Origin of the sequence: Terrabacter sp. NPDC080008 (assembly GCF_040702505.1) — a bacterium.
GTDB lineage: Bacteria > Actinomycetota > Actinomycetes > Actinomycetales > Dermatophilaceae > Terrabacter.
The window spans coordinates 592,513-611,217 of sequence record NZ_JBFBLC010000001.1; the positions used below are offsets into that span (position 1 = coordinate 592,513).

Annotated in this window: 18 protein-coding genes; 14 read left to right on the forward strand and 4 right to left on the reverse strand. The window is 71.9% G+C overall.

What is annotated here, in order from left to right; translation table 11 throughout:
- Positions 1–5: 5 nt before the first annotated feature.
- The gene (locus AB0316_RS02790; protein WP_366270260.1) at positions 6–1,841 is read left to right on the forward strand and encodes a glycoside hydrolase family 3 N-terminal domain-containing protein; all 1,836 of its coding nucleotides are present in this window, start codon (positions 6–8) and stop codon (positions 1,839–1,841) included.
- Between the two features lie 202 nt (positions 1,842–2,043).
- Here the strand turns inward: AB0316_RS02790 and AB0316_RS02795 are convergent, their stop codons facing one another.
- A complete protein-coding gene (locus AB0316_RS02795; protein WP_366270262.1) occupies positions 2,044–2,562 on the reverse strand; it encodes a MarR family transcriptional regulator in 519 nt (172 codons plus the stop codon).
- Positions 2,563–2,723: 161 nt separating this feature from the next.
- On the opposite strand from AB0316_RS02795, the gene AB0316_RS02800 reads away from it, so the two are divergent.
- The 8 genes from AB0316_RS02800 to AB0316_RS02835 are packed head-to-tail and all read left to right on the forward strand — an operon-like array spanning position 2,724 to position 11,745.
- Positions 2,724–4,520: a thiamine pyrophosphate-requiring protein gene (locus AB0316_RS02800; RefSeq protein WP_366270264.1), complete on the forward strand. Its 1,797-nt coding sequence runs from the start codon at positions 2,724–2,726 to the stop codon at positions 4,518–4,520.
- Complete coding sequence (locus AB0316_RS02805) at positions 4,517–5,023, forward strand: hypothetical protein (RefSeq protein ID WP_366270266.1); 507 nt, start codon at positions 4,517–4,519, stop codon at positions 5,021–5,023. The genes AB0316_RS02800 and AB0316_RS02805 overlap by 4 nt, the downstream gene beginning before the upstream one ends.
- Positions 5,023–5,748 carry a gluconate 2-dehydrogenase subunit 3 family protein gene (locus AB0316_RS02810; protein ID WP_366270268.1) on the forward strand — a complete coding sequence of 242 codons (726 nt, stop codon included), beginning with the start codon at positions 5,023–5,025 and terminating at the stop codon, positions 5,746–5,748. Before AB0316_RS02805 ends, AB0316_RS02810 begins: the two co-directional genes overlap by 1 nt.
- Positions 5,745–7,445 carry a GMC family oxidoreductase gene (locus AB0316_RS02815; RefSeq protein ID WP_366270269.1) on the forward strand — a complete coding sequence of 567 codons (1,701 nt, stop codon included), beginning with the start codon at positions 5,745–5,747 and terminating at the stop codon, positions 7,443–7,445. Before AB0316_RS02810 ends, AB0316_RS02815 begins: the two co-directional genes overlap by 4 nt.
- Entirely contained in the window at positions 7,442–8,566 is a 1,125-nt protein-coding gene (locus tag AB0316_RS02820) for an enolase C-terminal domain-like protein (RefSeq protein ID WP_366270270.1), read from the forward strand. Before AB0316_RS02815 ends, AB0316_RS02820 begins: the two co-directional genes overlap by 4 nt.
- Positions 8,563–10,329 (forward strand): glycoside hydrolase family 15 protein, encoded by a 1,767-nt coding sequence (locus AB0316_RS02825; RefSeq protein ID WP_366270272.1) that lies wholly within the window; start codon positions 8,563–8,565, stop codon positions 10,327–10,329. Before AB0316_RS02820 ends, AB0316_RS02825 begins: the two co-directional genes overlap by 4 nt.
- Before the next feature lie 28 nt (positions 10,330–10,357).
- The gene (locus tag AB0316_RS02830) at positions 10,358–11,380 is read left to right on the forward strand and encodes an SDR family oxidoreductase (protein WP_366270273.1); all 1,023 of its coding nucleotides are present in this window, start codon (positions 10,358–10,360) and stop codon (positions 11,378–11,380) included.
- On the forward strand, positions 11,377–11,745 hold the full coding sequence (locus AB0316_RS02835; protein ID WP_366270274.1) for a hypothetical protein: 369 nt from the start codon (positions 11,377–11,379) through the stop codon (positions 11,743–11,745). The genes AB0316_RS02830 and AB0316_RS02835 overlap by 4 nt, the downstream gene beginning before the upstream one ends.
- Before the next feature lie 105 nt (positions 11,746–11,850).
- On the opposite strand, the gene AB0316_RS02840 is transcribed toward AB0316_RS02835, so the two are convergent.
- Both AB0316_RS02840 and AB0316_RS02845 read right to left on the reverse strand, forming a co-directional pair.
- Positions 11,851–12,099, reverse strand: a complete 249-nt coding sequence (locus AB0316_RS02840; RefSeq protein WP_366270276.1) for a DUF2630 family protein — start codon at positions 12,097–12,099, stop codon at positions 11,851–11,853.
- Between the two features lie 60 nt (positions 12,100–12,159).
- Positions 12,160–12,486, reverse strand: coding sequence for a hypothetical protein (locus tag AB0316_RS02845; protein WP_366270277.1), 327 nt, complete (start codon positions 12,484–12,486; stop codon positions 12,160–12,162).
- A gap of 94 nt (positions 12,487–12,580) precedes the next feature.
- On the opposite strand from AB0316_RS02845, the gene AB0316_RS02850 reads away from it, so the two are divergent.
- Positions 12,581–12,748, forward strand: a complete 168-nt coding sequence (locus tag AB0316_RS02850; protein ID WP_366270279.1) for a hypothetical protein — start codon at positions 12,581–12,583, stop codon at positions 12,746–12,748.
- A 28-nt stretch (positions 12,749–12,776) separates the two neighbouring features.
- On the opposite strand, the gene AB0316_RS02855 is transcribed toward AB0316_RS02850, so the two are convergent.
- Positions 12,777–13,781 carry a LacI family DNA-binding transcriptional regulator gene (locus AB0316_RS02855; RefSeq protein WP_366270280.1) on the reverse strand — a complete coding sequence of 335 codons (1,005 nt, stop codon included), beginning with the start codon at positions 13,779–13,781 and terminating at the stop codon, positions 12,777–12,779.
- Between the two features lie 229 nt (positions 13,782–14,010).
- On the opposite strand from AB0316_RS02855, the gene AB0316_RS02860 reads away from it, so the two are divergent.
- Genes AB0316_RS02860 through AB0316_RS02875 form a run of 4 tightly spaced genes read left to right on the forward strand, consistent with a single transcriptional unit; the run spans position 14,011 to position 18,701 of the window.
- Positions 14,011–15,537 (forward strand): alpha-N-arabinofuranosidase, encoded by a 1,527-nt coding sequence (locus tag AB0316_RS02860; protein ID WP_366270282.1) that lies wholly within the window; start codon positions 14,011–14,013, stop codon positions 15,535–15,537.
- Positions 15,534–16,901: an ABC transporter substrate-binding protein gene (locus AB0316_RS02865; RefSeq protein ID WP_366270284.1), complete on the forward strand. Its 1,368-nt coding sequence runs from the start codon at positions 15,534–15,536 to the stop codon at positions 16,899–16,901. Before AB0316_RS02860 ends, AB0316_RS02865 begins: the two co-directional genes overlap by 4 nt.
- A gap of 4 nt (positions 16,902–16,905) precedes the next feature.
- Positions 16,906–17,877: a sugar ABC transporter permease gene (locus AB0316_RS02870; protein WP_366270286.1), complete on the forward strand. Its 972-nt coding sequence runs from the start codon at positions 16,906–16,908 to the stop codon at positions 17,875–17,877.
- Entirely contained in the window at positions 17,874–18,701 is an 828-nt protein-coding gene (locus tag AB0316_RS02875; RefSeq protein ID WP_366270288.1) for a carbohydrate ABC transporter permease, read from the forward strand. The genes AB0316_RS02870 and AB0316_RS02875 overlap by 4 nt, the downstream gene beginning before the upstream one ends.
- Positions 18,702–18,705: the final 4 nt, after the last annotated feature.

The window sequence follows — 18,705 nt, forward strand, 5'->3', positions numbered from 1 at the left end:
GACCAGTGCGCCCCGAGCTGAGCACGACCGAGGACGGCGTCGCCTACCGCGACCTCAACGGCAACGGCCGGATGGACCCCTACGAGGACCCCCGGCTGCCCGTCGAGGAGCGGGTCGACGACCTCCTCGGTCGGCTCTCGCTCGAGGAGAAGGTCGGGCTGATGTTCCAGACCGTCATCGAGGCCGGCGCCGACGGGACGGTGCTCGAGCACCCCGGCAACATCAGCAAGTCGCCGACCAGCACCGTGGTGCTCGAGAAGCACCTCAACCATTTCAACGTGCACGCGCTCGACGACCCGCGGATGGCGGCGCGGTGGAGCAACGCCCTGCAGGCGCTCGCCGAGCGCACGCCACACGGCATACCCGTGACCGTGTCCACTGACCCCCGGCACGCGTTCATCGAGAACGTCGGCGTCTCCTTCTCCGCCGGCGCGTTCTCGCAGTGGCCCGAGCCGCTCGGGCTGGCGGCGCTGCGGGACGCCGACGCGGTGCGGCGCTTCGCCGACATCGCCCGGCAGGAGTACGCCGCCGTCGGCATCCGCGCGGCGCTGCACCCGACGCTCGACCTCGCGACCGAGCCTCGCTGGGCGCGCCAGGCCGGCACCTTCGGCCAGGACCCCGACCTCGTCGCCGAGCTCGGCGTCGCGTATCTCAAGGGCTTCCAAGGGGACTCGCTCAGCCGGGGCAGCGTCGCGTGCACGAGCAAGCACTTCCCGGGCGGTGGCCCGCAGAAGGACGGCGAGGACGCGCACTTCCCCTACGGGCGCGAGCAGGTCTATCCCGGAGGGAGGTTCGCCGACCACCTCAAGCCGTTCCCGGCGATCATCGAGGCCGGCACGGCTGGGATCATGCCCTACTACGGCATGCCCGTGGCGCTCGAGATCGACGGCGAGCCGATCGAGCCGGTCGGCTTCGGCTACAACAAGCAGATCGTCACCGGGCTGCTGCGCGAGAAGCTCGGCTACGACGGCGTCGTCGTCACCGACTGGGAGCTCGTCAACGACAACCACGTCGGCGACCAGGTGCTCCCGGCCCGTGCGTGGGGCGTCGAGCACCTCGACCCGCACGGGCGCATGGAGCTCATCCTCGAGGCCGGCGCCGACCAGTTCGGCGGCGAGGAGTGCGTCGAGATCCTGCTCGACCTCGTCGCCCAGGGCCGGGTCACCGAGGCGCGCATCGACGAGTCGGCTCGGCGCATCCTGGCCGTCAAGTTCCGGCTCGGCCTCTTCGACGACCCCTACGTCGACGAGGACGAGGCCGCCGCCCTCGTGGGGCGGGACGACTTCCGCGAGGAGGGGTATGCCGCCCAGGCCCGTTCGGTGACCGTCCTGCACAACGAGGGTGGCCGGCTGCCGATCGAGTCGGGGCTGCGAATCTATGCCGAACGCGTCTCGCCCGAGGCGGTGGCGCGGCACGGCAAGCTCGTCGACCGGCCCGAGGACGCCGACGTGGCGGTCGTGCGGCTGACCGCGCCGTTCGACCCGCGCTCGGACCTCTTCCTCGAGTCGTGGTTCCACCAGGGCTCGCTCGACTTCCCGCCGGGACTCATCGCGCGGTTGGAGCGGATCGCCGCGGTGTGCCCGCTCGTCGTCGACGTCGTGCTCGACCGGCCGGCCGTCGTGACGCCGCTGCTGCGGTTCGCGTCGGCTGTGGTCGGCAGCTTCGGCAGCTGCGACGACGCGCTGCTCGACGCCCTCACCGGCACGATCGCGCCGGTCGGGCGCCTGCCCTTCGACCTGCCGCGCTCGATGGACCAGGTCCGGGCGCACGGCGAGGACGTCCCCGGCTACGACGACCCGCTCTTCCCCTTCGGCCACGGCCTGCGCCTCGACGCCGACTGAAGCCGCGGTTCGAGGTGAAACCGGCCGGCACACGACGCCGTTTTCACCTCGACCCGCCGGGAGGTCAGCGCGGTTCGAGGTGATGGCGGGCGGCATACGGCGGCGCTTTCACCTCGACCCGCCGGGAGGTCGGGCGAGTCGGGGTCATTCACGACGGCATACGGTCGCGAAATACCTCGACTCGCGCGAAGGGTGCGGCCCGCTAGCTGCGCCAGCCGAGGGCCCACAGGTCCGAGTCGGCGAGACCGTCGGCGGCACGGGCGAACGCCCCGAGCGACCGGACGAGGCTGCTGCGATCGGCTGAGCTCATCCGGGCCAGGATCGGGCGGACCTCCTCGGCCCGCTCGTGCATGACCTGCTCGACGACCTCGCGGCCGGCAGGCGTGAGCCGGAGCACCAGCTGGCGACGGTTGTCGGGGTCGTCGGCGCGGTCGACGAGTCCGTGGGTGACGAGCCGGTCGCAGAGGCGGCTCGCCCGCGTCAGGCCGATGCCGACGCCTTCGGCGAGCTCGCCCAGCGAGAGCGAGGGCCGGCTCCACAGCACGACGAGCGCGCGCAGGTGCAGCAGGTCGTTCACCTCGGAGGTCGCGGCCATCGAACGAGCCGTGATCGCCACGAGCACGCGACACGCGTCGAGGACCGCGTCGACCTCCTCGTCGCGGGTTAGGCGACGGTCAGCGGCAGTCTCGGGGCGGTCCTGCGGGGCGTCCTTGCTCGGCACCACCCCAGTCTGCCGTGCAACTCTTGCATCTCGCAACTGTTGCGCGTAGAAAGAAACGGGTGGTCTTCCGGCCAGGCGCCGCTGGTGGGGGACTTGCAGGAGGCGAGCCATGGGTCCGACCAAACCCGCACTCGCCCACGACGACGTCGAAGGAGATCGAGATGGCCCAGCAGGTAGCCGACGTGGTTCTCTCCCGACTGCGCGACTGGGGCGTGCGTCAGGTGTTCGGCTTCCCCGGTGACGGCATCAACGGCCTGCTCGCCGCGTGGGGACGGGCGGAGAACAACCCGCAGTTCGTCCAGGCCCGGCACGAGGAGATGGCCGCCTTCGAGGCGGTCGGCTACGCGAAGTTCTCCGGTGAGGTGGGCATCTGTGCCGCGACGAGCGGTCCGGGCGCGATCCACCTGCTCAACGGCCTCTACGACGCGAAGCTCGACCACGTGCCGGTCGTGGCCATCGTCGGCCAGACGGCTCGCAGCGCGATGGGCGGGTCGTACCAGCAGGAGGTCGACCTGATGACCCTCTTCAAGGACGTCTGCTCCGACTACGTGCAGATGTGCACCGTGCCCGAGCAGCTGCCCAACCTCATCGACCGGGCCATCCGCGTCGCCCAGTCGGCAAGCGCACCGACGTGCATCATCTTCCCGTCCGACGTGCTCGAGCTCGAGTACACCCCACCCGGCCACGCGTTCAAGATGGTGCCCTCGAGCGTCGGCACCGCCCGGGCCACGGTGTGCGCCGAGGACGAGGCCGTACGCCGGGCCGCCGACCTGCTCAACGCCGGCGAGAAGGTCGCCATGCTCGTCGGTCAGGGCGCGCGCGGCTGCGAGGCCGAGCTGACCGAGGTCGCCGACCTCCTTGGCGCCGGGGCGGCCAAGGCGCTGCTCGGCAAGGACGTGCTTCCCGACACCCTGCCGTGGGTCACCGGCTCCATCGGCCTGCTCGGCACCACGGCGTCCTACGACCTGATGATGGGCTGCGACACCCTCCTGACCGTCGGTTCGAACTTCCCCTACACGCAGTTCATGCCCCCGCTCGACCAGGCCCGGGCCGTGCAGATCGACCGCTCGGAGGCCTGGATCGGGATGCGCTACCCCTATGAGCTCAACCTCGTCGGCGATGCAAAAGCGACCCTGCAGGCGCTCATCCCGCTCCTGCACCGCAAGGAGGACCGCTCCTGGCGCGAGGAGATCGAGGGCAACGTCGCCGACTGGTGGCAGACCGTCGACACCTGGGCGATGAACGACGCCGAGCCGGTCAACCCGATGCGGATCTTCTCCGAGCTCTCGAGCCGCCTGCCCAGCGACGCCATGGTCGCAGCCGACTCCGGCAGCGCCGCCAACTGGTACGCCCGCAACCTGCGCTTCCACGGCGACATCCGCGGCTCGCTCTCCGGGACGTTGGCCACGATGGGCCCCGGCGTGCCCTACGTCATCGGCGCCAAGTGGGCCCACCCCGACCGGCCGGCGATCGCCCTCGTCGGCGACGGTGCCATGCAGATGAACGGCATGGCCGAGCTCATCACCGTCGCCCACTACTGGCAGCAGTGGGCCGACCCGCGGCTCGTCGTCGCGGTGCTGCACAACAACGACCTCAACCAGGTGACCTGGGAGATGCGGGCCATGGAGGGCGCGCCGAAGTTCGCCGAGTCGCAGACCCTCCCCGACGTCGACTACGCCGGCTTCGCCCGGAGCCTCGGCCTCGTCGGCGTCAACATCGACGACCCCGACCAGCTCGGGCCGGCCTGGGACGCCGCCCTCTCGGGCGACCGACCCACCGTGCTCGACGTGCGCTGCGACCCCGACATCCCGCCGATCCCGCCGCACGCCACGGCCGAGCAGGCCAAGGCGGCCGCCGCCGCGGTGCTGCACGGCGACGAGGACCGCTGGGGCTTCATCAAGAAGGGCGTCAAGATGAAGGCGCAGCAGGTCGTCCCCGGCCTGAAGGGCGGTGAGTGACCGTGGCCCCAGGCGCCACCGCCACCACCTGGCTCGGGCAGGCCGTCTCCGACGTGCGGACCGGCCGCTTCGAGCAGACCCTCGCAGGCCTGACCGCGGCGGGCGCCGCCGTCACGACGGCAGAGATCTACCTGTCCCACGACGGCGCCAGCTTCGGCAACAAGCTGATGTGGTGGCCCGTCGTCATCCTGCCGGCCGCCGTGCCGGCCGGCGTGGCCGGGATCTTCTCCAAGCGCGCTGCGCACACCGTCCTGCCGGTCGCCTCGGCGCTCATCGTCGCCAACGGCCTGCAGGGCACGTGGCTGCACTGGCGCGGCGTCAAGCAACGTCCGGGCGGCGTCACCCGCTACAACCTCGAGGCCGGCCCCCCGCTCTTCGCCCCGCTGCTGGCCACCGTCGTCGGTGGCATGGGCCTGCTGGCCGCCGTGCTCCGGCGTGAGGACGAGACCCCGCGCCACCGTGCGGTCCGAGCCGTCCGGTCGCTCCGGGGGAGGCGCCGCTGATGCCCTTCCGACCCCCGCACCGCCATGCCGTCACGCCGCAGGGTCGCGGTCGGTTCCCGGGCTTCGACGTGCTCGACTCGGTCGACCAGTGGGACGAGGTCACCGCCGGCGTGGTCATGAGCCGCCTGGCCCACCCGTCCGACCTCGCCTTCTTCACCCCGCACGAGGTCGCCGTCGCCGCGCCGCTGGTCGACCTGATCCTCGACCAGGACGAGGAGCCGCGCGTGCCGGTGCTCGAGCTGCTCGACGCCCGCCTGGCCGTGGGGGAGACCGACGGCTGGCACTACGACGACCTCCCCGAGGACGCCGAGGCCTGGCGCCGCACCCTGGCCTGGCTCGACGACGACGCGCACGAGCGCTTCGACGGCGCCCGCTTCGCGGAGCTGGCCCAAGGCCGGCAGGCAGCGCTCGTCCAGGACGTCCAGGACCGCTCGTCGAACGGCGAGCAGTGGCACGGCGTGTCCGCCGAGCGCGTCTGGAGCCTGTGGACGAGGTATGCGTGCACGGCCTTCTACTCCCACCCCTGGGCCTGGAACGAGATCGGCTTTCCCGGCCCCGCCTACCCGCGGGGCTACCTCAACCTCGGGGTCGACAGCCGCGAGCACTGGGAGGTCGCCGACGCGGTCGACCAGCGCCCCACCCCCTTCGCCGACTGGGTCGAGGCGGCCCGTCAGCGGCACAGCGACCTCGTCGAGGGTCGCAGCCCGCAGGGAGGGGCGCAGTGATCGGACTGCCGAACCCCCTCCAGGGCCCGCGCGCCGAGCGCGCAGTGCGCGCCCGCAACGACTCCGCCTGGCTCCTGCCGACGGACGGCAGCCGCACGAACCACCGCCTGCGCGACGACATGCGCCGCTTCGACGACGACGACGAGGTCGACCTCGTCGTGGTCGGAGCCGGCGCGGGCGGCAGCGTGCTCACCCAGCGCCTCGCCCGAGCCGGCTGGCGGGTCGTGTGCCTCGACGCGGGCCCGTTCTGGGACCCCGACGCCGACTGGGTCTCCGACGAGCGCGGCTCGCACACGCTCTACTGGACCGAACCGCGGCAGATCGGCGGCAGCGACCCGGTTCCGTTGGGATCCAACAACTCCGGCCGCGGCGTCGGGGGCTCGATGGTCCACTACGCCGGCTACACCCCGCGCTTCCACCCGAGCGACTTCTCGGTGCTGACCGACGACGGGGTCGGCGCCGACTGGCCCATCGCCTACCGCGACCTGCGCCCCTACTACGAGCAGATCGAGCAGGAGCTCCCCGTCGCCGGGCAGGACTGGCCGTGGGGCGACCCGCACTCCTACCCCCACTCGCCGCACCCGGTCGGCGGCAACGGCGAGATCTTCCTGCGGGGCGCGCTCGCCGCGGGCATCGAGGCGCGCGTGGGCCCGGTGGCGATCCCGAACGGCCGCTTCGGCCACCGGCTGCACTGCATCTACCGCGGCTTCTGCCTGCAGGGCTGCAAGGTCAACGCCAAGGCGAGCCCGCTCATCACGCACGTGCCCGACGCCCTCGCGCACGGCGCGGAGATCCGTCCCGACAGCATGGTGACGCGGGTCGTCGTCGACGACGAGGCGGGCCGGACCACGGGCGTGACCTACCTGCGCCGCGGCCGCGAGCACTTCCAGCGCGCCCGTGCCGTCGCCGTCGCCGGCTACTCCATCGAGACGCCTCGCCTGCTGTTGCTCTCGGCCACCGACCGGTATGCCGCCGGGCTGGGCAACGACGCCGACCAGCTCGGGCGCTACCTCATGGTCCAGGGCGCCCCGCAGACGTCCGGCCGGTTCGAGGAGGAGATCCGCGCCTACAAGGCGCCGCCGCCGGAGGTCTCCACCGAGCAGTTCTACGAGACCGACCCGACCAAGCCCTACCGTCGCGGCTGGTCGATCCAGAACGTCAGCCCGCTGCCCATCACGTGGGCCGAACACGTTGTGGCGCAGGGGCACTGGGGCGCGCCGCTGCGCGAGTACCTCCGTGACTTCGTGCACTGGGCCACGATCGGCGCGCTCTGTGAGTTCCTCCCGCAGCCGGAGAACCGGGTGACCCTGGCGGACGAGAAGGACCGGCACGGCCTGCCCATCGCGCACTTCTCCTACTCGCAGTGCGACAACGACCGCATGCTCACCAGGGCGGCCACCGAGACGATGGAGACGATCCTCAAGGCTGCCGGAGCCACCGAGGTGATGACGATCGACCGCTACGCCCACCTCGTCGGCGGTGCCCGGATGGCGGCCCGGGCCGAGGAGGGCGTCGTCGACGCCGACCACCGCGTCTTCGGCATCCCCAACCTCTACGTGGTCGACGGCAGCGTGCTGCCGACGCAAGGCTCCGCCAACCCGGCGCTGACGATCATGGCGCTCGCGGCCCGCGCCGCGGACCGCCTTGCGACACAGGCGCGGCGGGGGTTGACCGAGCAGCAGGCGGTGCGAGCATGAACGCGGGACTGAACGACACGGCATACGCCCGCGACGACAGCGCGATCACGGGCGTCGAGGTCGCCGTCTACCGCTTCCCGACCCCCGAGCCCGAGGCCGACGGCACCTTCGAGTGGCACGCCACGACCGCCGTCACCGTCACGCTCGAGGCCGGTGGCTGCACGGGCCTGGGCTGGACCTACTCCAGCCGCGCGGCAGCCGCGGTCGTCGAGGACGAGCTCACCCCGCACGTCCTCGGCCGCAGCGCCCTCGACGTGACCGACGGCTGGTCGGCGATGCGCCGGGCGGTGCGCAACCTCGGCAACAGCGGCCTCGCCATGCAGGCCGTCAGCGCCGTCGACGTGGCGTGGTGGGACCTCAAGGCGCGCGTGCTCGACCTGCCGCTGGCCGACCTGCTCGGCCGGTGCCGCGACGATGTGCCGGTCTACGGCTCAGGCGGATTCACGACTCTCGACGACGCCGAGCTCGCGCGACAGGTCGAGGGCTGGGCCGACGCCGGCTGCGCGGCCATGAAGATCAAGATCGGCGAGAGCTGGGGCACCGACCCCGAGCGGGACCTCCAGCGCACCCGGCAGCTGCGACGCCTGGCCCCCGAGGGCACGCAGCTCATGGTCGACGCCAACGGTGGCTACACCGTCGGCGAGGCGATCCGCGTCGGCGACCGGCTCGACGAGGTCGGCGTCGTGTGGTTCGAGGAGCCCGTCTCGAGCGACGACACCGCCGGGCTCGCCGCGGTCCGGGAGGCGCTCGCCTGCGACGTGGCCGCGGGGGAGTATGCCGCGACGCCCGACGACGTGACGGCGCTGCTGCCCGTCGTCGACTGCCTCCAGCTCGACGCCACCCGCTGCGGCGGCTACACCGGCTGGCTGCGCGGCGCGACCCAGGCCGAGGCGGCCCACCTGCAGGTGTCGGCGCACTGCGCCCCCAGCCTGCACGCGGTCGTCGCGGCGGCCGTGCCCAACCTGCGGCACGTCGAGTGGTTCGTCGACCACGTGCGCCTCGAGCCCCAGCTGCTCGACGGCATACCCGAAGTGAGCGGCGGCGCCCTCCACCCACGGGACGACGAGCCGGGGCACGGCATGACGGTGAGCGGGGGTGCACAGCAGTGGCGGGTCGCGTGAAGCTCCCGGCAGGCCTGCCGTTGCACGTCCTTCGCGAGTACGCCGTCCTCGCCGACGGCGAGCGGGCGGCCCTCGTCGGCCCACGCGGCGAGATCGCGTGGCTGTGCGCGCCGCAGTGGCACGACGACCCCGTCTTCGGCTCGCTCATCGGCGGCCACGGGACGTATGCCGTCACCCCGCTGGAGGAGCGCTACGTCTGGGGCGGCTACTACGAGCAGGGCAGCCTCGTCTGGCGCGGCCGCTGGACCGCCGAGGACCGCGTCATGGAGTGCCGGCAGGCGCTGGCCTTCCCCGGCGACAAGGACCACCTCGTGCTCCTGCACCGCCTGGAGGCCGTCGACGGCGACGCGCACTTCGCGGCCGTGCTGTCACTGGCCGCCGGCTTCGGCGCCGACCCCATGGTCGACGTGCACCGCGAGGGCGAGGTGTGGACCGCCCGGGCCGGCCAGCACGTCATGCGGTGGACCGGGGCGGGCGAGGCCCGATGGGTGGGCTCGGACAACCGCCTCGAGCTGGCCATCCACCTGCGCCACGGGGAGTGCCACGACCTCGTCCTCGAGATCGGCCGCGACCGGCTGCCCGACCACCCGCCGGAGCCCGACCCGACGTGGTCGGCGACGCTGGCGTCCTGGGCCGATGCCGTGCCCGACTTCGGGCAGACCATCGCGCCGACCGACGCCAAGCAGTCGTATGCCGTGTTGCGGGGTCTGACGAGCGCCACCGGGGGCATGGTGGCGGCGGCCACGATGTCACTGCCCGAGCACGGGGGCCGCAGCCGCAACTACGACTACCGCTACGCGTGGATCCGCGACCAGTGCTACGCCGGCCAGGCGGTCGCCGCCTGCGGCCCCCACCCGCTCCTCGGGTCCGCGGTCACCTTCGTGTCCAGCGCCCTCCTCGAGCACGGCAACGACCTGCGCCCGGCCTACACCGTCGACGGCGGGCTGGTGCCCGACGAGCGGCAGCTGGACCTGCCGGGCTATCCCGGCGGCAAGGACGTCGTCGGCAACTGGGTCAACCAGCAGTTCCAGCTCGACACCCTCGGCGAGTCGCTCCTGCTGTTCGCCGCGGCCGAGCGCCACGGGATGCTCGACCTCGACGGCTGGCGGGCGGTGGAGACGTGCATCGACGTCATGCGGGGGCGCTGGAAGAAGCCGGATGCCGGCATCTGGGAGCTCGACGACCGCCGCTGGGCGCACTCGCGGCTCATCTGCGCTGCCGGGCTGCGGGCGATCGCCGCGGTCGCGCCGACCGCCCAGGCGGCGGAGTGGGCCGGCTTCGCCGACACCATCGTGGCCGACGCGACCTCCGACTGCCTCCACCCGACCGGTCGCTGGATGCAGAGCCCGCAGGACGAGCGGGTCGACGCCGCGCTCCTGCTGGCCGCCGTGCGCGGTGCGGTGCCCCCGGAGGACCCGCGCAGCATCGCCACCCTCGATGCCGTCCGCGACGAGCTGTCCGACGAGGGCTACCTCTACCGGTTCCGGCACGACGAGCGACCCCTGGCCCAGGCTGAGGGCGTCTTCCTGCTCTGCGGCTTCCACATGGCCCTCGCCACGCACCAGCAGGGGCACCGCGCGGAGGCGCTGCGGTGGTTCGAGCGCGGCCGGGCGGCCTGCACGACGCCGGGCCTGTTCACCGAGGAGTTCGACGTCCGGCAGCGCCAGCTGCGCGGCAACCTCCCCCAGGCCTTCGTCCACGCCGGCCTGCTCGAGGCGAGCGCCCGACTCGCCGACGGGCCCGGCACCCACCTGCACACCTGACCTGTCCGGCACGACGAGAGGAACCCCCATGAACGACGCACGCAACCATCGCAGCCAGGTCGTCGCCGTCACCGGCGCGAGCGGCGGCATCGGCCGCGCGACCGCCGTCGCCTTCGGAGAACGTGGCGCCAAGGTGGCGCTGCTGGCGCGTGGATCGGCAGGCCTCGAGGCCGCCGCCGACGAGGTGCGAGCGGCCGGCGGGCACCCGCTGGTCGTCGAGGTGGACGTCGCCGACCCCGACGCCGTGAAGTCCGCGGTCGACACCGTTGAGAGGGAGCTCGGGCCCGTCGACGTGTGGGTCAACGTGGCCTTCACCTCGGTGTTCGCGCCGTTCGACGAGATCGAGCCCGAGGAGTACCGCCGCGTCACCGAGGTGTCCTACCTCGGCTACGTCTACGCGACGATGGCGATCCTGCCCCGGATGAAGAAGCGCGGCCGCGGCACCATCGTGCAGGTCGGCTCGGCCCTGGCCTACCGCGGCATCCCGCTGCAGACCGCCTACTGCGGTGCCAAGCACGCCATCCAGGGCTTCCACGAGGCGCTGCGGTGCGAGCTGCTCCACGAGAAGAGCCCGGTGCACGTGACGATGGTGCAGATGCCGGCCGTCAACACCCCGCAGTTCCAGTGGGTGCGCTCCCGGCTGCCCCACAAGCCCCAGCCCGTGCCGCCCATCTACGAGCCGCACGTGGCGGCCGGCGCCGTCGTGCACGCGGCGGACCACCCGAAGCGGCGCGAGTACTGGGTCGGCGGCAGCACCGTCGGCACGCTCGCCGCCAACGCGGTCGCCCCCGGACTGCTCGACCGCTACCTCGCCCGGACCGGCTTCACGTCCCAGCAGACCGACCAGCCGAGCAACCCCGACCGCGCGGACAACCTCGAGAGCCCTGCCGACGAGCACCGCGACTACGGCACCCGCGGCCCCTTCGCGAAGCGCTCCAGCGACCGGTCACCGCAGGTGTGGGCCTCACAGCACCACGGCCTGCTCGGGGCGGTCGGCGGCCTGGCGCTCGCTGGTGTCGCGGCCGGGATCGGCGCGAGGCGCTCGCGGTGACGGCTCGCCGCCCGGCGCTCACGGCGCCCGTCGTCCTCGAGGTCGGGAGGGCGGCATACGGCCTCGTCGGGCTCGTGGCCCCGCACCGGGTGGCCGCCTTCGCGCTGCGGCGCTCGCCCAGCCGAGGCGCCACCCGGGTGGCGCGGCTGCTCGGGGCCCGGCACCTGGCGCAGGGGGTCGCGCTGCTGCTGGCCGGCACCCCACGGGCGCACGCCCTCGGCGCGGGGGTGGACGCGCTGCACGCGGCGAGCATGGTCCCGTGGGCGGCGCTGACTCCCCGCGACCGCCGCTACTACGTCACGAGCGGCGCCCTGGCCGCCGCCCTCGCCCTGCTCGAGCTGGCGGCGGCGCGCCAGGAGGCGTAGCCGCACGATGGCCGTCGCAAAGTGCCCACTCGACGTCGGAAAGTGCCCACTCGACGTCGGAAAGTGCCCACTCGACGTGGATTCACGTCGAGTGGGCACTCTGCGTCAGCCGGTGTAGCCCTCGACGGTGCGCTCGGAGCGCACCTGCGCCTCGTCGGGGTCCTCGCCGAACTCGCGCTTCGCGCGCCGCTGGCGCAGCAGGTCCCAGCACTGGTCGAGCTCGACCTCGACGTCGCGCAGCCGTGACTGCTCCTCGTCGACGCCGATCTCACCGGACTGGAGGGACGAGCGCAGCGAGTGCTCCTCGTCGATGAGCGACTTGATGCGGTGCTGGATGGAGACGTCGTCAGCCATGCGGCCACCCTCGCACGGGGCCGCGCCCGCGTCGAGAGCCGCGTCGAGAGGCGGACAGGGTCACTCGGACCCGCCCCGCTCGGAGGCCCGGCGCCGGTCCGCCTCGACGTCCGCATCCCCGACCGGGACGCCGTCGTCGGTGGACCCGCCCGACCCGGCGGCGCCGCCGAAGCCCGCGTCCTCGAGCACGTCGCCGACGAGGCTGCCGTCGGAGCCGCTGTCGTCAGGGTCCTCGCCGGCGGCGCGCCGCTCGTCGGCGCGCGCGTCCGCCGCGCCCACGGGCACGCCGTCGTCGGTGTGCTGCTCCTCGTTCGCGTCGTCCGCGCCGAGGGCGGCGGCCGCGAGGCCCGCGGCGGGGTTGGCCGGGTTGCCGGGTTGGTTGCTCATGGGTGCTCCTTCGCCGTCGGGTCGTGTGCCGGTGAGATACCCGGAACGGGCGTCCTCACTCGCCGCACACAGCAGGGCGGAGTAGGAAGGGCACGTGGCCAGATCCTGGCTCGGAGTGCTCTACGGCGTGGTGATGGTGGCCGTCGTCGTGACGGTCGACGTCCTCTTCTTCCGCGACCACGGCTGGGAGCGGCTGATGGCCAACGTCGGGATCGTGCTCGTCTTCGGCGCCTTCTACCTGCGGTTCCTCTACCGGGGCTGACGTGTGCGGGCGCCCGGCCGACGCAGGGTCATGACGTATGCGTGGGGCGCGCACCCACACCCAGGGTGGTCTCGCGCGCCTCGAGGGTCCACGCCACCTCGACGTCCTCGGCGGGGCCGCCGTCGCCGCCGATGCGGCGTGACAGCAGCTCGAGCGCCGCGCGGGCCAGCCCCGTCAGGTCGGGCGAGATCGTGGTGATGGTGGGGTTGGAGTAGCGGGTCTCGGCGATGTCGTCGAAGCCGACGATGGCGACCTCCTCCGGCACCCGGACCCCTGCCTCGACGCACGCGCGCAGGGCCCCGATGGCCATCAGGTCGTTGAAGCAGAAGACGGCGTCGGGCCGCTCCGGAAGGGCGAGCAGCTGCTGCATGGCGGCCCGGCCGTCGGCCCGCTCGAAGTGCGGCACGCCGATCACGAGGTCGGGGTCGTAGGGCAGCCCGGCCGACCTGAGCGCCTGGCGGTAGCCGCGCAGGCGCGCCGAGGCGGTGCCGCGCACGGTCTCGCGGCCGATCGCCGCGATGCGCCGGCGCCCTTGTGCGACAAGGTGCTCCGTCGCCGCCCTGGCGGCCGCGACGGAGTCGACGGCGATGTGGTCGAGGCCCGTGGGCACGGGGCGCTCGCCGAGCAGCACCATGGGCAGGTTGTCGGCGCGCTGGGCGATCTCGTCGGCCGAGAGCGCGAGCGGCGAAAAGATGACGCCGTCGATGACGTGCGAGCGCATCCCCTCCAGGACGACGCGCTCGGCCTCGGGGTCGCCGCCCGTCACGTCGAGCAGCACGATGAAGCCGAGGGCGGCCGCCTCCTCGGTGATGCGCGCGGCGAGCTCGGCGAAGTAGGGGGAGTCCATGGCCGGGACGGCCAGGGCCAGGAACCCAGCCCGCCCGTGCTTGAGGCTGCGGGCCGAGAGGTTGGGGCGGTAGTGCAGCTCGGCCATCGCGGCCTCGACGCGCTCGCGGGTGCTCGCCTTGACGTGCGGGTGGTGGTTGAGCACGTTGGACGCCGTCTTGACCGACACTCCGGCCCGCTCCGCCACGTCCCTCAGCGTCGCCGCCAACCGTGCCTCCGTCCGTGGCTCCGTGGGTGCCCGGCACCCGCGTGCCGCCTCCGTGAGGACAGGCTAGCGCCCGCTGGAGCGGTTCTCACTCCGCCCGGCCCAGCTATGGACAGGTTTCGGTAACCGTTGTAATTTTCAGCGCAACGCAAAGTGGGTAACCGTTGCAACACAACGGTGCGACCCTTCGCCGACGGTCAAGGAGGACCGAATGGGACGTGCGACGGTGCGGCTGGACCCCGCCTTCACGGTGGGGCCGGTGCGACCCCGGATCTTCGGGTCCTTCGTCGAGCACATGGGCCGGTGCGTCTACACCGGCATCTACGAGCCCGGGCACCCGGCCGCCGACGAGCTGGGCTTCCGCACCGACGTGGCCGACCTCGTCCGCGAGCTCGGCGTGACGGTGGTGCGCTACCCGGGCGGCAACTTCGTCTCCAACTACCGTTGGGAGGACGGCGTCGGGCCCAAGGCCGACCGGCCCACCCAGCTCGACCTCGCGTGGCGCTCGGTGGAGACCAACCAGGTCGGCACCGACGACTTCGTCGACTGGGCCCGTGGTGTCGGCGTCGAGCCGATGATGGCGGTCAACCTCGGCACGCGTGGGGTCCAGGAGGCCGTCGAGCTGCTGCTCTACTGCAACGGCGAGACCGGCACGTCCTGGCCCGACCAGCGCGCCAAGAACGGTCACACCGAGCCGCACGACGTCCGCGTCTGGTGCCTCGGCAACGAGATGGACGGCCCGTGGCAGATGGGCCACAAGACCGCCGAGGAGTACGCCCGGGTCGCCGAGGAGACCGCGCGCGCCATGCGCCGGTTCGACGACACCCTCGAGCTGGTCGCCTGCGGCTCGTCCAACCGCGGCATGCCGACCTTCGGCACCTGGGAGCGGGTCGTCCTCGAGCGGTGCTTCGACCTCGTCGACCACATCTCCGCGCACGCCTACTACGAGCCGGTCGACGGCGACGTCGACTCCTTCCTCGCCAGCGGCGAGGACATGCACCGCTTCATCGAGTCGGTCGTCGCGACCGCCGACCACGTCGCGGCGGTCAAGGGCTCCGACAAGCGGATCACCGTCTCCTTCGACGAGTGGAACGTGTGGTTCCAGGAGCGCTTCCACGGCGAGAACTCGCTGGCGATCCGCGAGGCGCCCGAGCTCATCGAGGACGTCTACGACGTCACCGATGCCGTCGTCGTCGGCAGCCTCCTCATCACGCTGCTGCAGCACACCGACCGGGTCGCGATGGCCTGCCAGGCGCAGCTCGTCAACGTCATCGCCCCCATCGTCACCCGCCCCGGCGGCGCCGCCTGGAAGCAGACGATCTTCCACCCCTTCGCCCTCACGTCGAGGTATGCGCGAGGCACCGTCCTGCGCCCCGCCGTCGTCAGCGACGCGATGGAGACCAAGGCGTTCGGGCCTGTCGACGCCGTCGTGGTCACCGCGACGCACGACCCCGAGACCGGAGACCTCGCCGTCTTCGTCGTCAACCGCAGCCGCACCGAGAGCACCGAGCTGACGCTCGACGTCGCGGCCGCCGTGGGAGGCGAGCCCACGGCATACGCCCTCGTCGAGCACCTCGTGGTGCACGACGACGACCCCTCGGCCACCAACACCGAGGAGCACCCGGACCGGGTGGAACCGCGTTCGGGGGACGCGGCGATCAACGGCACCACCCTCACGGCAACCCTGCCACCCATCTCCTGGCACTGCATCCGCCTCACCGAAGGGACCGTTCAATGACGAACACCACCTCACCGCGACCGGCCTCACCTCTCTCCCCGCTCTCCCGCCGCACCGTGCTGTCCGGGGCGCTCGGCCTCGCCGGCATCGGCGCGCTCGCCGCGTGCGGCTCCGGCTCGAGCGGCGTCCCCGGCCAGGCCCCGGCCGTCTCCGCCGGCGGTGGCGCCACCGGCTACACCGGCCCCAAGGTCGCCCTGCAGTTCTGGAACGGTTTCACCGGTGGCGACGGCCCCTTCATGAAGCGCCTCGTCGACCAGTTCAACTCCGAGCACCAGAACATCTCGGTCAGCATGAACACGATGCAGTGGGCCGACTACTACGCCAAGCTGCCCGCCGCGGTCACTGCCGGCAAGGGCCCCGACATCGGCATCATGCACGTCGACTCCGTCGCCACCAACGCCGCCCGCAACGTCATCCAGCCCCTCGACGACGTCGCCTCCGCCCTCAAGCTGAGCGAGGCCGACTTCGCCCCGGTGCCGTGGAAGGCCGGCATCTACAACGGCAAGCGCTACTCGATCCCGCTCGACGTGCACCCGCTCGGCTTCTTCTACAACAAGGACGTCATGGAGAAGGGGGGCCTGGACCCCGAGAAGCCGCCGATGACGGCCGACGAGTACATGGCGGCCCTCGACAAGCTCAAGTCGAAGGGCATCCAGGGCCACTGGGCCACGCCCTTCCCGTTCACCGGCAGCATGAGCGTGCAGTCGCTCATCTGGCAGTTCGGCGGCAACCTCTTCTCCGACGACGCCAAGCAGGTGCTCTGGGCCGACGAGCCCGGGGTCAAGGCGCTCACCTGGTTCCAGGACCTCGTCACCAAGGGCTACTCCGCAGGCAAGATCGCCCAGGACGCCGACCTCGTGGCCCTGCAGAACGGCAAGACCGCCTTCAACTGGAACGGCATCTGGACGATCAACACCCTCAAGGAGAAGGCCGACCTCAAGTGGGGCGTCGCGCCGCTGCCCAACATCGGCGGCCAGAAGGCGGCCTGGGCCGGCTCGCACCAGTTCATCCTGCCGACCTCGCGCACGCCCGACCAGAACAAGCAGACCGCCGCGCGCGTCTTCCTCAACTGGATCAGCACCAAGAGCCTCGAGTGGGCCAAGGGCGGCCAGGTGCCGGCCCGCAACTCGGTGCGCGAGTCGCCGGAGTTCAAGGCCCTCAAGGACCAGGCGACCCTCGCCACGCAGATCGACTACCTGCACTTCCCGCCGCCCGTGGCCGGCATCGGCGACGCCATGCCGGAGTTCGAGAAGGCCCTCAACGCAGCCGTCCTCGGCGGCCAGGACCCCAAGACGGTCCTGTCCGACGCCGCCGGCCGCGCCACCAAGATCCTCGAGGCCAACGCGAAGAAGTACGGCGGCTGACGCCATGGCTGTGACCGTCACACAGCCGCAGAAGCCCTCCTCGGGAGCGGCGCCCGCGCCGGGCGGCCGCCGCTCCCGAGGGCGGACTGCGAGCGTCCACGGCTCGCGCTGGACGCCATACCTCTTCCTGGCGCCCTTCCTCGTCCTGTTTCTCACCTTCGTCGCCGTGCCGGGGGTCTTCGGCATCTGGATCTCCCTGCACGACTGGGACTTCCTGCTCCCGAAGAAGCCGTTCGTGGGCCTGCAGAACTACTCGGACCTGCTCGACAGCAGCTCGCCGCAGTTCGAGCCTTTCTGGAACGGCATGAAGGCGACCGGCATCTTCGTCGTCATCAGCGTGCCGTTCCTCGTGAGCCTGCCCCTGCTGCTCGCGATCCTGCTCAACCGCAGGTTCCCCGGGCGCACCTTCTTCCGGGCGGTCTTCTTCGCGCCGTTCGTGCTGGGCGTGGCGGTCGTCGGCCTGATGTGGCGCTACCTGCTCGACCCGTCCTTCGGCATGGTCAACGGCATGCTCGGGGCCCTCGGGCTGCCGAGTGACACCGCGTGGACCACCCAGCAGCCGTGGGCCTGGATCTCGCTCGCGTTCGTCACCGTGTGGTGGACGATCGGCTTCAACGCCGTCATCTACCTCGCCGGGCTCGCCGACATCCCGGTGGAGCAGTACGAAGCGGCCGACATCGACGGGGCGAGCGCGTGGCAGAAGCTGCGTTACGTCACCCTGCCCGGGCTCCGGCCGGTGCTGATCTTCGTCGTCATCACCACGGTCCTCGCCAGCGCCAACATGTTCGGGCAGAGCTACCTCATCACCAAGGGCGGGCCGGGCGACTCCACGCGCACCGCGATCATGGAGATCACCGACCTCGGCCTCTCGCAGTACCGGATGGGACAGGCCTCGGCGATGAGCTACGTGCTCGCCGTGTTCCTCGCCCTCATCGCGCTGTTCAACTTCTGGGCACTGAGGGAGAAGAAGTCGTGAAGCGTCGCAACGGACCCCTGTTCTGGGTCGGCATGACGATCCTCAGCCTCATCTTCATCGGGCCGCTGCTGCTCGTGCTGCTGACGGCGTTCAAGTCGCAGAGCGAGTCGCGCACCGTCCCGCCGACCTACTTCCCGTCGCAGCCGAGCCTGCGCGCCTTCGACGTCCTCTTCTTCCAGGACGCCGCGAGCCCGGTGATGCGGTGGTTCCTCAACTCGCTGCTGGCGGCGACGCTGCACGCCCTGCTCGTCCTCGTCGTGTGCTCGCTCGCCGGCTACGCGTTGGCGCGCATGGAGTTCCGCTTCAAGAACGCCATCTTCACCGCGATCATCCTGACCCTCTTCGTCCCCGGCTTCATCTTCCTGATGCCGAACTTCCTGCTGCTCGACAAGCTGGGCTGGCTCGACCAGATCTGGGCCCTCGTGGTGCCGGGCGCGGCCGGTGCCTTCGGCGTCTTCTTCATGCGCCAGTTCTTCCTCGGCCTGCCCAGGGAGTTCGAGGAGAGCGCCCGGCTCGACGGGGCCGGGCCCTTCCGCACGTGGTGGTCGATCGTCCTGCCGAACGCCAAGCCGGCCCTCGTCACCCTCGGCGTGCTCAGCTACCTCACCAACTGGAACGACTTCATCTGGCCGATCTACGTGCTCTTCTCCCCGGAGCGGCTGACGCTCCCCGCCGGCCTCAGCCGGCTGCAGGGCGCCTACACGATCGACTACCCCGTGGTGATGGCCGGCGCGATGCTCGCCGCCATCCCCGTCCTCGCGCTCTACGTCTTCGTGCAGCGCTACGTCATCGAGGGCGTCGCCAGCAGCGGCGTCAAGGGCTGAGGAG